This is a genomic window from Aeromonas sp. sif2416 (assembly GCF_019218665.1).
Taxonomy (GTDB): domain Bacteria; phylum Pseudomonadota; class Gammaproteobacteria; order Enterobacterales; family Aeromonadaceae; genus Aeromonas; species Aeromonas encheleia.
Genome location: NZ_JAHUXC010000003.1, coordinates 490980 through 504585, shown reverse-complemented (window position 1 = coordinate 504585; position 13606 = coordinate 490980). Strand labels below are relative to the sequence as shown.

General features: G+C 54.7%; 13 protein-coding genes. All 13 read right to left on the bottom strand.

Going from position 1 to position 13606, the window contains the following annotated elements:
- Positions 1–219: 219 nt before the first annotated feature.
- The 13 genes from KW821_RS08630 to KW821_RS08570 all read right to left on the bottom strand — a co-directional run bounded on the left by KW821_RS08630 (position 220) and on the right by KW821_RS08570 (position 13378).
- Entirely contained in the window at positions 220–657 is a 438-nt protein-coding gene (locus KW821_RS08630; protein WP_218291147.1) for a hypothetical protein, read from the bottom strand.
- Between the two features lie 4 nt (positions 658–661).
- Positions 662–1120 carry a Panacea domain-containing protein gene (locus tag KW821_RS08625; RefSeq protein ID WP_218291146.1) on the bottom strand — a complete coding sequence of 153 codons (459 nt, stop codon included), beginning with the start codon at positions 1118–1120 and terminating at the stop codon, positions 662–664.
- A 201-nt stretch (positions 1121–1321) separates the two neighbouring features.
- On the bottom strand, positions 1322–1924 hold the full coding sequence (locus tag KW821_RS08620; RefSeq protein ID WP_218291145.1) for a hypothetical protein: 603 nt from the start codon (positions 1922–1924) through the stop codon (positions 1322–1324).
- A gap of 48 nt (positions 1925–1972) precedes the next feature.
- The gene (locus KW821_RS08615; protein WP_218291144.1) at positions 1973–2683 is read right to left on the bottom strand and encodes a hypothetical protein; all 711 of its coding nucleotides are present in this window, start codon (positions 2681–2683) and stop codon (positions 1973–1975) included.
- A gap of 258 nt (positions 2684–2941) precedes the next feature.
- On the bottom strand, positions 2942–4717 hold the full coding sequence (locus KW821_RS08610; protein ID WP_218291143.1) for a restriction endonuclease subunit S: 1776 nt from the start codon (positions 4715–4717) through the stop codon (positions 2942–2944).
- Positions 4717–6207 (bottom strand): N-6 DNA methylase, encoded by a 1491-nt coding sequence (locus KW821_RS08605; protein WP_218291142.1) that lies wholly within the window; start codon positions 6205–6207, stop codon positions 4717–4719. The genes KW821_RS08610 and KW821_RS08605 overlap by 1 nt, the downstream gene beginning before the upstream one ends.
- A 99-nt stretch (positions 6208–6306) precedes the next feature.
- Positions 6307–8766 carry an EcoAI/FtnUII family type I restriction enzme subunit R gene (gene hsdR / locus KW821_RS08600; protein WP_218291141.1) on the bottom strand — a complete coding sequence of 820 codons (2460 nt, stop codon included), beginning with the start codon at positions 8764–8766 and terminating at the stop codon, positions 6307–6309.
- Positions 8767–8904: 138 nt separating this feature from the next.
- The gene (locus KW821_RS08595) at positions 8905–9795 is read right to left on the bottom strand and encodes a hypothetical protein (protein WP_218291140.1); all 891 of its coding nucleotides are present in this window, start codon (positions 9793–9795) and stop codon (positions 8905–8907) included.
- A gap of 406 nt (positions 9796–10201) precedes the next feature.
- Complete coding sequence (locus tag KW821_RS08590; RefSeq protein ID WP_218291139.1) at positions 10202–12466, bottom strand: DUF927 domain-containing protein; 2265 nt, start codon at positions 12464–12466, stop codon at positions 10202–10204.
- Complete coding sequence (locus tag KW821_RS08585) at positions 12463–12837, bottom strand: hypothetical protein (RefSeq protein WP_256353382.1); 375 nt, start codon at positions 12835–12837, stop codon at positions 12463–12465. Before KW821_RS08585 ends, KW821_RS08590 begins: the two co-directional genes overlap by 4 nt.
- The gene (locus KW821_RS08580; protein ID WP_218291138.1) at positions 12812–12970 is read right to left on the bottom strand and encodes a hypothetical protein; all 159 of its coding nucleotides are present in this window, start codon (positions 12968–12970) and stop codon (positions 12812–12814) included. Before KW821_RS08580 ends, KW821_RS08585 begins: the two co-directional genes overlap by 26 nt.
- The gene (locus KW821_RS08575; RefSeq protein ID WP_218291137.1) at positions 12963–13223 is read right to left on the bottom strand and encodes a hypothetical protein; all 261 of its coding nucleotides are present in this window, start codon (positions 13221–13223) and stop codon (positions 12963–12965) included. The genes KW821_RS08580 and KW821_RS08575 overlap by 8 nt, the downstream gene beginning before the upstream one ends.
- Positions 13220–13378 (bottom strand): hypothetical protein, encoded by a 159-nt coding sequence (locus KW821_RS08570; protein ID WP_218291136.1) that lies wholly within the window; start codon positions 13376–13378, stop codon positions 13220–13222. Before KW821_RS08570 ends, KW821_RS08575 begins: the two co-directional genes overlap by 4 nt.
- Positions 13379–13606: the final 228 nt, after the last annotated feature.

The following is a 13606-nucleotide window of genomic DNA, read 5'->3' as shown; positions in this document are numbered from 1 at the left end:
TGGGAGGTCGTTTCACCTGCCGTGGCAGGAGCGCTCCATCACCCCCTTGGCTTTCTGCCGGCTTAGGCGCGGAGTTTGCGGTCAGTGGCGGTACCGGGTGTAACGGAGCCTAGTCGAGTTAGGTGCGGAGTTACCGCTATCAGAGCGGTGGAATATGAGCCGTGTCAGGGAAACCATACCTCTGTCGATGCAGGGAACCCCTGATTACGGCGGCTGGTTTTAATCGCCGGGGTAAAGTTGATGGTCTGGATCAAGCCATACAACGTGAAACACATCACCATTGAAAAAACCATGAACGCGCCCGTGCTCATTACGTGATATAGCAAACTGATAGGGGGAGAGGCTTTGAAACTGCTCATTGAGATGTGAAAAACCGGCAGGCTCTGATGTGGTTTCCCAGTCTATGCAATGAGACTTGATCGCCGGGTTTCGGTTGGAAGTGAATTCAAGCGATGTGAAGGATGATAGGTCTTTGAGGCGATCAATGACTTTGCAAAAATAGGCTGCACCTTGTCCTGCAAAACCGAATTTAGCATGAGTGGAGTCAATATACTGGAAAGAAAAGCTGATCGTTCGCGGTGTTGTACTAATCGTTCCAGCAACAATATTGCCAGTTGCTGCCTTTACTTTCCCTGGCTTGATTTTACCTTTAGACACAGACTCAGGAATCCATCATGCCACGATAAAAATAAGCGGTTAGCTCTTTATCAATTGGGTTCTGACAAATTGCATTTGCAGGAAGAGCTCCCCTAGCCTGGAGCCAGGGTTCTTCTTGGTGAGTCATTTGCTCAAGCTCATACGCGCTGAACCCACCAAAAATCTCATAAATCTCATCTAGGTGTTCGATCACTTCTTCGGGCAAATTAGGGCGTTCAATTGGCTGAATGATAGGCTGCCACTTGTAATCGGCAAACCGACCATATAGCTCCCTTGCTACCGGGCCATGTACCCATGCTTCAAAGCGATCGGGCACCAACTCCGCTCCATCGTTAAGTGCCATGTACCAGGCATCAGCATAGAAAACCATTTTCTGCAGTTTCAGGGGTGTCATGACATCCCCGTGTTCTTGCGAGAAGTGGAGCAGATAATCCGCCACATGGTTTAAATTTGTTACAGCCATCACTGATCCTCCTTCTGACAACTGAGTTGGCATGGTTAAGTCTGGAGACATTCAGGTAAAGCCTGCAGACATTGAACGCTGCAGATCATCGCATATAACAACTCATAAATCGCGTAGCAAAGTGCAACTTCTTGCTCTTTTATGATACTTCATGATTCAAACAGCGTTGCTGGTCACTGTTCAATGGAGAAGCATTTCTGCTTACGCCAACCGGCTCTTGAGCCACCGAGTTACCACTGCAGGGTCGGCCAACAGCTCAGCCAGTGGCACATGCCGCACGCAGAATTCGACCTCCGGATACTGAGTGGCGGTGGTCCACTGTTCGGTAGTCTGGGGCCATGGGATTTTGTCCCAAAGGGTATCAAAGCTATGTTCACTATCCTTGCAGCAGCGAAACAGGTGTACCTCTACTACCGCGTTGCCTTTCTCCAACCTTAACGGGTCAGGCTCTCCTTTTCGACCCAAGCGCTGGGGGGAACCGTCCCTAATGGCATCATCGACATAGAGCCGAAACGCCAAGCTCATATCGCCACTACGAGCCTTACCACCATCCCAAGTCCGGTAGCCGTGAGTAGAGGCAAAGAGTGGTATATAGTCCCACGCCCAGGCACTCGAAGGCCTGGTACTTCTGGCACAAGGGCGGCCATTCTCACTGGGTTTCCAATACCAGAATGTGGCATCAATAGACTCTTGGGCCATCTGATCAAACAGCGGCAAGATTCGCTGATAGAAACCGGCCACCAAGCGGTGGGCTTGCCCCAACTGTTCAACCAATTTTTCTGTCTGGGCTAATTTATCAGTCATCCGATAAATCCTTATCTGGCCAATCTGGCCTGTAATGGTGAAGGCAGCCTATTGGGCGTTGGTGGCCAGCAAACGGTGATCTAGATTCAAGCCATTGGAGAAATTCAGCAGGGGTTGCCAGCTTGGTACCATTGGCAGCATGCCAAACAGTCTGAAGGCTTCCAGCAAATCCTTACGGATAGCCCCATCCTGGCGGGCAACCTCATCTTGCCGATTGATTGTGAAAACTTCGTCATCTTGCAATAAGCGGCGCAGAACGGTCCACTCCAGTTGAGTCATGGGGGTAAAGCGTTTGGGGTGTTCATGTATGGGCAAAGGGGCTGGCAGGGTATTGCCGAGAGCAACAAAGTGAATCTGCTCGTATTCTAGATACTCAGTTTCGACACTTAGCGCCGTCATCTGTGCCCGCCATTGTTCCTGGTACTGGGCACGGCCAAAGGGAGGCTTGACTTCTACCATCACCAGTTCATTTTCAAAACGCAGGATCACATCGGGCTCGACATACCCACGCTCTTCCCATTCAGTGAGGCGAGGCCAGAGTTCAATTTCAATGAAGGTAGGTGCTAGCCGCTTTGCCTGCTCCAATCCAATTAGGCAACCCAGCACAGCCTCGAAAGCACCATTCGATAAATAGGGGAGTCGGCCAAAGAAGGTGGCTGTGAGCAAGTCCTCGTTGCGCTTAAAGAGCTCACTCCAGCGGATAGACAGGCCACCTTGCTCAACTCTTCCGGCCTTGCCATGCAAAATGGCATGCAACATCTCAACTCCTTGTCATATCGATATTTCAGGCAGGCTATCTCCACGGAGAAAAGCCTTCGAGATCCTGCTTGAATACCCACTCGACTACCAGCTGTCCCATCACAAAATGGGGCAAAATGTTTGACTGGATGGGGAGCTACTCTCTATTGTTGCTCACAACATGACCCCGGCCGCTTGGTTGCTTGCAACTTACGCCGGGGTTCTTATTTGAAGACGGTCGCTTTGGGAAACAAAGGCGATTCGGCACCCTGCCAGCAGTCAGGCCAGAGCGCCCTCCACCAGCAACTCGGCCAGGGCAAGCTGTGCCTGCTGGCTGGTTCGTAGGCGGGATTTTAGATGATCGCAGAGGGTCATCAACTCATCGACTTTGGCGACAATACAACTTTTTTCATTTTTGGGTGGGATGGCAATTAGGCAGCAACGTAATTGTGTTTTGTTGATCGATGCTAAATTAGTCGTTTGCTTGCTTGAACCAGCGAAATAATCTCTAGCTGAAGGTCCGTTCAGAAACATTTCTAGCCAAGCCTCATCCTGCTCTTGGAGGAGCTTTCTAGCCTTAAATACATGATTCTGGTGTGCGACATATGGCATTTCATCAGCCCAAATTGCTGTGCGTCCAACCTTATCCCAGTCACCACCTTCAGTAATTAAAAGGTCACCAGTCAAAACCTGATATTTTTCAACCTCATCAACAGGAAGTTCAACTGACTTAATACCGGTTACATCCACATACCCACGTTGAACGTTGGCAACACTTAAATAAGGTACTGTGATTAGTTCCCGATTAGTTAATTTCCTACCTTTTGTTATCCCACTTTGGATGTCGACGATATCTTCAAAGCGGCACCACTCCCATCCCTGTGGCAATTCAAATGGTTTCTCATATTCGCTGATCGCAGGTAGCGGTTTCTCTTTTTTGATTTTCTTCTCTGTGACCAGCAGTGCCTTTTCGGCGGCGATGCGTTCCAGCAGGGCGGAGGCGGGCTCATCGTTCGGATCTTGCGGCACCAGCTTGCCCATCACCGCCAATTGCAGAATGGTCTGTTTCAAGGCGTCGATACTGGCCTCGGTGGTAAAGAGGGTATCGAAGTGAGTGCTTAGCCGCGCCCAGTTTTGCGCCAGCTCGTCGGCATCGCAGGAGTCTGTCAGCGTAGCGAGCAGGGCCTCCACCAGCGTCTGATGGGCCGCCAGTTGCGATTCGCTGCACAGCTCCAATTGGTCGCAGAGGGCCATTAACTCATCGACTTTGGCAACGATGCGATGCTGTTCGGCAATTGGAGGAAGTGGGATAACGGTACTCGCAATTTTGCCAATATTTAAATTCGGTTGTGCCCCACCTGCCGCATGCTCCCTTAATTCAAGGTAGGCTTTCCGGAAGAACAATTTTACAAAATCCTTATGGGCTTTTGTTTCATCAATTAACCTAATTGCAGCGCATGCTTGGTTAGTGCCTGCTGATTCAAGTAATTCAGTTATTTGCCCTCTTGTTTTCCCTTGTCCATACATTGCAACAATTAAAGTGCCCGCAGGATAGATAGAAACGTTAGTTTCTTTTATTGCTAAGTTCGATATTTGCTCTTTCGTTTTACCAACAAATAGATCCGCCGTCTCCCCACTAGATACCCAGTTAATTTCCGCTGGTTCCCAATAGGCTGGATTGCTTCTCGATGGTGTAGCACCAGTGCCTACAATTCCAAATACAGCGATCCTTTCAAACACCCATCCCTGAGGCAGTTCAAACGGTTTTTCCTCTTCACTAATCGCAGGCAGCGGTTTCTCTTTTTTAATTTTCTTCTCTTTGACCAACTGGGTTTTTTCGACCGCAATCCGTTCCAGCAGCACGCTGGCCGGTTCATCGCTGGGGTCTTGTAGCACCAGTTTGCCGCGCACGGCCAGCTCCAGGATCAGTTCACGCAGCTTTTTGATGCCGGTGAGTTCCAGCTTGCTGTTGTTGCCGCGCCCGGCACTGCTTTTGGGGCGCACCGCCGCAGTCCAGAGATCCAGATGGTCGGTAATCAGGTTCTCGATCGCCATTATGCCTGCTCCCCCTGATTGGCTACGCCCTTACCCAGAGCTTCGCCAAGAATCGATTTGAGCTGATTACGCAAGCTCTGGATCTTCTTTTGCTCACATCGGTATTTGGCTAGTAGTTTGACCGGATCGTGGCTCACCTGCTCACCCACATGGGGGTTTTTAATATCGAGGTTGAAGTTGCGCTCGATGATGGTGTCGATACTGACCTTCCAGGCTTGCTCGGTCTCAACCCGGGCGGCAAAGCCATCTGCCTCGTCACCCCACCAAGCGATCTCGGTCTCAAACTCCTCAAACTTCATCGGCTTGGTCTTGCTGTAGCTTTTGGACCCGGCCGGGTAGGGATGCTCATAGAACCAGATATCTTTGGTTGGCAGGCCCTTGGTAAAGAAGAGGATATTGGTCTTGATGCCGGTATAGGGGGCAAAGACGCCGTTGGGCAGCCGCACTATGGTATGCAGGTTGCACTCGCTGGTGAGCAGTTGCTTTATCTTGGTCTTGACCCCTTCGCCAAACAGGGTGCCATCGGGCAGCACCACGGCGGCGCGGCCACCTTTTTTCAGCACCTCAATGATGAGTTGCAAGAAGAGGTCGGCAGTCTCTCGGGTGCGCATGTCTGCGGGGAAGTTCTGCTCGATGCCGTCCTCTTCGGTGCCACCAAAGGGTGGGTTACTCAGGATGACATCGATATCGCAGTCCCAACTGGAGAGCGGTTGATTAAGGGTGTTGCCGTGGCGGACCTGAACTGGTACTTCAATGCCATGAAGCAGCATATTGGTGGTGCAAAGCAGATGGGGCAGTTGCTTCTTCTCCACCCCCAGGATCTGCTGCTGCAGGGTTTGATGGTCGCTGACTGACTGGACGTAACGCTCTTTCACATGGTCAAACGCACAAGCCAGGAAACCGCCGGTACCGCAAGCCGGGTCCATGATCCTCTCCCCCAGTTTGGGGTCGATACGGTTGACCATAAAACGGGTCACTGCGCGCGGAGTGTAAAACTCACCGGCGTTACCAGCGCTCTGAAGGTCACGCAGGATCTGCTCGTAGATGTCACCAAACAGGTTGCGCTCGCTGCTGTCGGTAAAGTCGATTTCGTTGAGCTTGTTGATCACCTGGCGCAACAGAGTGCCGTTCTTCATGTAGTTGAAAGCGTCAGAGAACGCCTCTTTCACCACAAAGCCACGGGGATTAAGTTTGATGCTGACAGGCAGGTTTTTCAGGCTATCAAACAGATCGTTGTTGATGAAGTCGAGCAGTTCATCACCAGTGATCCCTTCACCATCGGCAGCCCAGTTACGCCACAAGAAGCGCTCGGGAATGGGGTGGCGATATTCACTGCCATGTTCAAATTCCAACTCCTCTTCCTGGGCATCGAAGATTTTAAGAAACAGCAGCCAGGAGAGCTGGCCTAGGCGCTGGGCGTCGCCGTCGATACCGGCGTCCTTGCGCATAATGTCCTGGATAGATTTGATGACTGAGCTGATGGATGACATGGTTTTCTCTTTCTTGCGAAGACGTCAGAAACATCGATAAAAACAAGTGGCCATAGTCTGTATGGCCACTCGGGTTACTGTTCTATTGCCTTGAGGCCGTCAGGCGCGCTGCTGCTGGCTGTAGATCTCTTGCTCCAGCTCGGTGATGGCCTGTTCAAACTGTTGGGGGCCACCAAAGCCTTTTTTGGCCAATTCCAGCGGACGCCCCAGCTCGGTAAAAGGGGCGACTTTGAGCGCATCCTTGGTTTCTATTTCGGCAACGCCTTGGTCAGCATACTTGTCGAGCAGATTGGTCAGAACCTGCTGAGCGGTCTCGTTGTACTTGGTGAAGTAGTTACGCTTTTTGACGTTGTCGGCCCGCTCGCGGCGGGTCAGCGGCGGCTGATCGTATACCACATGGCAGATAAGGTCGAACGGGTCGAGCTCTTGGCCCACTTCGGCACTCAGGACGTCCCACAGCACCCCTGCCTGGGCCAGCTCATCCATAATGGCCTGCTTGCGCTCAGCAGCCTGCCAACGTCTAGTGAAGTCATCAAGGGTGGCGCACTCCTTGAGCAGGGTCTTACGGGTGTAATCCTTGAACGACTCGGTCACCAGCTTGCCATCGGCATCGTAATACTGCACCCGCTCGGCAATGATGCTGACGGAAACCCCGTTGACATAATACTTGCGGACTTCCGATTGAGGATCGCTTGTTGGGTCGAAGGGGCCACCCTGGCCACCACCCGTGCTACCTGTGGTATAGGTTCCTTCTCCTTCCCCAGTATTGCCAACCGCTCCCGGCTCACTTCCATCACCTCCCTCATCTGCTGGTAAGGGGTCTGCACCATCGATGATGTCGCTAAGACCATCATCTGGGTCATTAATGGCTTCCGGTTTGGTAACGATGACTCGTACAGGGTCACCATCAAAACGAGGATCGGCAAACAGCTCCGTGGCCTTCTTGAAGTCGAGGATGGTGAACCAGAGCTTGCCGTACTTATCGTCTATACGGGTTCCACGGCCAATAATCTGCTTGAACTTAGTCATGGACTGAATGTTCTGATCGAGCACTACCAGCTTGCACGTTTTGGCATCCACCCCTGTGCTCATCAGCTCGGAAGTCGTGGCGATGACAGGATATGCCCTCTTGGGGTTGATGAAGTTATCGAGCTGGGCCTTGCCAAGATCATCATCACCGGTGATTTTCATCACGTAGCGCTCGTCCTTGGCCATCTGCTCTGGATTGAGGTTGACCAACGCCCGTCGCATCCTATCGGCATGATCGATGTCGTTACAGAAGACAATGGTCTTTGCCATCGGATCGGTTTTCTTGAGGTAGTTCGTTATGGTCTCGGCCACCAGCTGGGTGCGTTCGTCAATCACCAGGGTGCGGTCGAAGTCCTTCTGGTTGTAGATGCGATCTACTATCTCGTTACCCTGTTTATCCAACTGCCCCTTAGTGGGCCGCCACCCTTGCAGGTCCACGTCGATATCGACCCGCACCACCTTGTAAGGGGCAAGAAAGCCATCCTCTATCCCTTCTTTCAGAGAATAGGTATAGACGGGGTCACCGAAGTAATCGGTGCTAGAGACGGTTTCGGTTTCTTTAGGAGTGGCTGTCAGGCCAATCTGTGTGGCCGATGAGAAGTATTCGAGGATCTCGCGCCAGGCACTATCCTCGGCAGCGCTGCCGCGGTGACACTCGTCGATGATGATGAGGTCGAAGAAATCTGGAGAGACTTGTTTGAAAGCTTTCTGAGCCTCTTCTGGTCCAGTCAGAGCTTGGTAGAGGGCAAGATGAATTTCAAAAGCTGGATCGACGGTGCGACCCGTCACCTTGGTCATTGCTGAGCCGAAGGGCTGAAAATCGTTCTGCTTAGTCTGATCCACCAAGATATTACGGTCGGCAAGGAATAGGATGCGCTTCTTGGCTTTGGCCTTCCACAAGCGCCAGATGATTTGAAAAGCGGTATAGGTCTTGCCGGTACCGGTAGCCATCACCAACAGCACTCTATCCTCGCCGGCAGAGATGGCCTCTATGGTCTTGTTTATAGCCTGCAGTTGATAGTAACGAGGGCTCTTGTCGCTACCATCCGAATAATAGTCCTGGCTGATCATGGGTAGTTGAGCTGATGTGTAGCCTTTCCAGGAACAGAACTTGTCCCACAACTGATCAGGAGTGGGGAAATCAACTAGCGAGACCTCTGTCTCCAGCTGCTGACCATTAGTTTTGTCATGGAAAATGAAACCGTCACCGTTGCTGGCAAAGACAAAGGGCACATCCAGCATGCGGGCATAGTCGAGCCCCTGTTGCATGCCCTTACCGATCTCATGCTTGTTGGCTTTGGCCTCGATAACCGCCAATGGCAAGCCCATCTTGTGATAGAGCACGATATCGGCCGATTTCACCTTCTTGCGGGCCGCCATCTGGCCTCGTACCACCACTTTACCGTCCCGCAGTTTCACCTCCTGGCGGATCTGGGTCAGGTCATCCCAACCCGCGGCCTTGATAGCAGGCAACAGGTATTTGGAGATGATGTCGGCTTCGGTGAGGGTTGCCTTGTTGATCTCGGCCATGAGTGATTTCCGTATACGGGACAGAATTAGTCGAAATCATCTCATAGAATCAGCCAAATTTGGTTGATCTTGGACTCATTAAGGATACTAATTGAGACGCCTTGGGACGACATGATCCCCAGGCATTACTGACCCCCACTAGCTGACGAGGTTTTCCAGGATCCGGTCCGCCTCTGGCATACCTTGGCGATCGCTGACCATCAGGTAGCGGAGGGTGTCCTTGGCTTCATCCCGGGTCCGCGGCCGTAGCTCTGCCAGCTGACCGAAGATGAACCAGTCTCGGGCAGACGACTCCATGCGGTGCTCGTAATCGCCACTGGTATCACAGGCCTTTCGCAGGTAGTGAAGGTCATTCCAGTAGGCCAGCTCGTGAAGGCAGTCACTCAAAGTGTGCGGCATCAGTTCGGGTAGAGCTTTGAACCGATCGGCCACTTGTTCCGGCGGGTAGTCCCATTTCACCCGCTCAACTGTTCGCAGACTCTCCAGACAAAATATCTCCGCCGGCGTGTCATCCCACAGTTCATCCCCAAAGCGCCCGATCGCCTCGGCCTCCCGGGCTCGTCGTTTGATGATGCGCTCAGCCAGGCTATCAAGATTGGCAAAGCCGATGCTGCCAAGGCCCGCCATGATATGCCCGGCACTGGCCACCAGCCACTTACCGTAGCGCGTTTCCAGTTCATCGAGTGGGGTGGATATCCGGCATGCCGCCTCCTTGGCTTGTTCAATGCGGCCCGGGTCACCCGTCTCAATCACCTGGCGCAGCCAGAGAAGGGCATCAATCTCCTTATCTCCGGTCACCACCTGCTGGGGTGGCAGCTCAGGAGCTGCCGGCAAGGTCTCCCTGCAGCTTTGTCGTGGAGGCAGGGTGAACATGGCCCGGTGCCTTGGGTTATCGGCAAACAGCCCCGACCGGCTGATGATGGACTTCACGGTACCCAATGGCAGACCGGTTATCTCGGCAACCTCACTCAGTGAATGACGGCGGCGCAGTTCGAGCACCTGCTCTCGTTGTTCGTTGGTCAATCTCAAGGCAACCCCCTGATGCAGTAAAAGTGTGATCTCGATCGGCTGTCTGCACTCTATATATGAAAAAAACGGTGGCTACAGCGGCTACGCGGCTACAACTCCCCTCTAGACCGCGCCATTGCTGGGTTTGTCGTGTAGCCACTACCCAAAAAGGTGGTGGCTACAGGTGGCTACACACCCCTTACTCGGTGGCTACAGCCCCCTTTTGTAGCCACTGTAGCCAATGTGTAGCCACTAAAAATCAGCCTAGTGGCTACACCTCTATCCTTTGATACATAAGGCCTGCAGAGGTGTTTCGTTGTGGTGTAGCCACTGTAGCCACCATTTTTGTTTCTTCTTTCACGCGCGCGCCTGAGGCAGAAAAGGCAAGGGCCACACTCGGTGGCCCTCTGGTTCCTGTTGGCTGAGGTTATTCATCCTCCAAGCCATCCCCTTCATCACCCAATACTCGCTCACCCAGCACATAGACCCTCATCCCCTTACCCATGCCTGGTAATCTGACCTGTCGCTGGAGCCGCTTCTTGTCTTTGCCTGTCAGCAGATAGCCAGCCTCAAGGCTCAAGATGGCCGCTCGCTTGGGATCTCGCCCCTTGGTGATCTCAAGCCAGCCCTGGGGCAGTACAAAGAAGCTCACCCCATCCGACTCCACCTTGCGAAAGCCCACCATGTTGGCAGGACGATGGCTAGAGTCGAACCAGTCGGCAAAGCGTGTGAACTGGTGGGCAAAGACAAATCCACGTACCTGCATCAAGGTAGCAGCGTCCTCCTGGTTGCCCAGGTGTCCCCGCTCTGCAAGCCATGCTTTGAGGCAAACCCTTACTGCCCTGATGGCTTCCCCCTCTGGCCAGCCGGTCACCCCCAATCGGGTGGCCAATTCCCCGGCTGCGGCCACCAGCGCAAACCGGTTGATGGCTCGGCCAACCTGATTACCCGCACCCTCGGGGGTTAGTTCTGCTGCCAATTGCTTAATCTCGGCCCTCAGCCGCTCTCTCTGCTCATCCATGGTCTGAGTCAGGGCATGGGCATAGGTGCGAAAAGCGATGCCGTGATGTGCTTCTGTGTTGGCTTTCAGTGTGTCGGCAAAGCTGCGTCCTCCATCCATGCCATGCAGCCACTCAAAGGCGCCATGGTGCCCGGTATCGCTGGGGATCTGGATTGTCCGCACCTCCATGCCGGCCTGGGTACTCTTCCCGACACTGGCGGCATGGTCCTCGAGACTTAGCTCACCGGTGGAGAGGAACAGCAACCGCCAGGCCCTACGCTCCCTCAGCTCCCCATCCTGCTTACTGCGGCCCTTGCCTTGGCCGTTGGCCAGCATATAGGCAGTTTGGCCTGCTTCCCGGCCGTCCAGCTCGCCCAGTTCATCCAGACAGAGCAAGGCATCATTGCGCCGGCTGGCGATCCCCTCGATGGCATTACCGGTGGCCCGCCAGGTTTGGGCATAGCGCTCCGGGTGACCATAGACACTGGCGGCCGCCTTCATCACCGTGGTTTTGCCGTCGGTACTCTCGCCCTTGAGGTGGAAGCCACCGCCCTCCATGCCTACCAGAGAAAGCAGGGGAGCCGCAAAGGCGAGTGACAGTGCAAAGCAGAGGCGGGAGTTGCCCACAGCCAACCCTGCCACCCCTTGTTGCCAGCCGGCCAGGGTACCGCGCTCAGTAAAGTCGCTGGCGGTGTAGCCAGCGGTCTGCAGAATGACCCCCTCGGCATCCGGCCCAATGGACCCACCGGGCAGCACATAGGCATGGCCATGCCACCCTGTGCGCTCGACACAGGTGATACGGCGCTTGGGCTGGCAGCTCATCAGGTAGGCCGCCAGCCTGCGTTTATGGCTCAGCTCGATAAAGGGCAGCCCCGCATCCAGCAGCGCGGCAAACACCTCCTCACCGTTGCGCGGGACCAGGGAACGCACCGGCATGGCCCACTGGCGCACCCGCCCGGCGCTGTCCCGCCACTCCAACAAGCGGCCATAGCCTCGGCCCTGCTCGTCAGCGGTCTCTGCCAACACATGAACTGGGCTGGCAATGGGTACCCACTCTTGCCGGGCATCCTCACCCCGGCCCACTGTCATCAGGGCGCACAGGCGCGAGCCCCGCACCTCGAACCCTGCCGGTAGCTCTGGCCCTTCCTCTGGGCTGCTTTTCACCAGATGGAGCGGAGCCACATTGTCTGGCCAGGGCGCCTCGTCCGGTGGGGTGTCTGCCGCCAGTGTCTGCTCGAAGGCCACCACATCCACCAACTGCCAGGGCTCGGCATTATGGCCAGGGTTGCCGCGGTAGAGCTCGGCCTTGGGGGCTTGCTTGCGCAGAGCCACGATCAGCCGCTTGGCCTTCTCGGGGGCGAGGTTGCCGAACTGGTGAACGATGACCCTCTTGGTGGCATCCCGATCGGCCATCTTGTAGAGCCTGGCGCCGTCATCCAACTGGGCGGGCCCCACATACAGCGTCTGCTCTGGCTCCACCTCTGGGTCAATCGGGTTGTCTGTGGCCACCGCCTCGTTGTGTGCTCGCTGCAGGGTAGCCCTGATGCCGGCATCCCGACTTGCTTGCTCGCCGGTGTGGATCACGACCACCTGCAGATCGTCCAGGTCCGCGAACTTGAGGAGGGCGCCGGCCCGGGATGGCGGGCTGCTTTGATGACCGGGGCCTGCTGCCCCTTGGTGTATCGCTGTCATTGCATCGCCCTCCGCTTGCTCTCACTCGCCAGCTCAACCACGGGATCCTTTCCCTCTTCCAGCATCTGGTGAACATCTGCGCAGAAGGCGCAATACATCTGATCCACCACCAAGGCGCCCAGAGGGGTCAAAGTCCCGTTAACCACCATGTGCCGCAGCATCAGCAAGGCATCGGCCTGTCCCTGCTGAGCCCCGGCATTTTCGAGGTGAGCGCCCACGATATTGTTATGAATGGCCATCGTCAGTGACTCAGCAGCAAGGGGAAGCTGGATCCCCAGGTGAGTAAACACATTACCCCGGGCGGCCAGGTAGGCCTGGGCCAACTGCTCCACCAGCTTATTTATCTCAGTCATGGCAACCCCCTGTTGCATTGCGCTCGCCTGGTTCTTTCTGGGCCTTGGTCACCCGCTTGAAGAGCTCCCGCAGTACCGCAGGGCGCAGTGGATTGCGTGATAGCTCGCGCCACATGCGGCCATTCAGGGTGTTGATCAGTCGATTACTCATGGCGTGTCCCTCCCAGCAGAACGGCAACCAGTTCCTTGAACGCCCGATCATCCAATCCGGCTTTCAGTTCTCGAGCCTCCTTGGCTGTGACTGCCACCGCGGCGCCCTTGGTCTGGGCAATGAAACGATCCCGATCGCTTCGCCACTGGAAGGCGCTCAGGCTTCCCTGTTGTGAACGTTTCCCGGTACGGGGGTGAGTTGGGCCAATGAAGGTGGCCGGCTCGCTGCTGTTGGCCCATGCGAAATAGGTCATGCCAGCACCTCCTGGCAGAGCCCAACCTCAATGCGCAGGGCATCAAGCAAAGCGCTGAATTGCGCACGCTCTTGCAGGCACAGGTCGGTTTGTTCCAGGGTGCCGGCAAACTGCTCGAGCAGTGCCTCTAAGCGTGATGGGGTGGATTGGGTCATGCTGCCACCCCCTGCAATAGCAAGTGGGTAGCAAATTCAGGGCGAGTTTGGGTACACTTCGGCTTAGCCATAGCGTTAGCTTCCTTAACGTTATTGGTTAGAAGCCCTGTAGGTGTTGCAACCACCTTCGGGGCTTCGCTGTTTTTGCGCCTTAGATATGCTAAGGTGAACACCACTATAACGATAGGTGAACACCACCTCAAGCATTTAAAACCCAAGGAGGCAGTA

Bases quoted from the DNA above. Each gene is read 5' to 3' on its own strand.
- KW821_RS08590 (WP_218291139.1), bottom strand. From the start codon at position 12,466: ATGACAGCGATACACCAAGGGGCAGCAGGCCCCGGTCATCAAAGCAGC.
- KW821_RS08610 (WP_218291143.1), bottom strand. From the start codon at position 4,717: ATGGCGATCGAGAACCTGATTACCGACCATCTGGATCTCTGGACTGCG.
- KW821_RS08585 (WP_256353382.1), bottom strand. From the start codon at position 12,837: ATGCAACAGGGGGTTGCCATGACTGAGATAAATAAGCTGGTGGAGCAG.
- KW821_RS08605 (WP_218291142.1), bottom strand. From the start codon at position 6,207: ATGTCATCCATCAGCTCAGTCATCAAATCTATCCAGGACATTATGCGC.
- KW821_RS08615 (WP_218291144.1), bottom strand. From the start codon at position 2,683: ATGTTGCATGCCATTTTGCATGGCAAGGCCGGAAGAGTTGAGCAAGGT.
- KW821_RS08575 (WP_218291137.1), bottom strand. From the start codon at position 13,223: ATGACCTATTTCGCATGGGCCAACAGCAGCGAGCCGGCCACCTTCATT.
- KW821_RS08625 (WP_218291146.1), bottom strand. From the start codon at position 1,120: ATGGCTGTAACAAATTTAAACCATGTGGCGGATTATCTGCTCCACTTC.
- KW821_RS08620 (WP_218291145.1), bottom strand. From the start codon at position 1,924: ATGACTGATAAATTAGCCCAGACAGAAAAATTGGTTGAACAGTTGGGG.
- KW821_RS08570 (WP_218291136.1), bottom strand. From the start codon at position 13,378: ATGACCCAATCCACCCCATCACGCTTAGAGGCACTGCTCGAGCAGTTT.
- KW821_RS08580 (WP_218291138.1), bottom strand. From the start codon at position 12,970: ATGAGTAATCGACTGATCAACACCCTGAATGGCCGCATGTGGCGCGAG.
- hsdR (WP_218291141.1), bottom strand. From the start codon at position 8,766: ATGGCCGAGATCAACAAGGCAACCCTCACCGAAGCCGACATCATCTCC.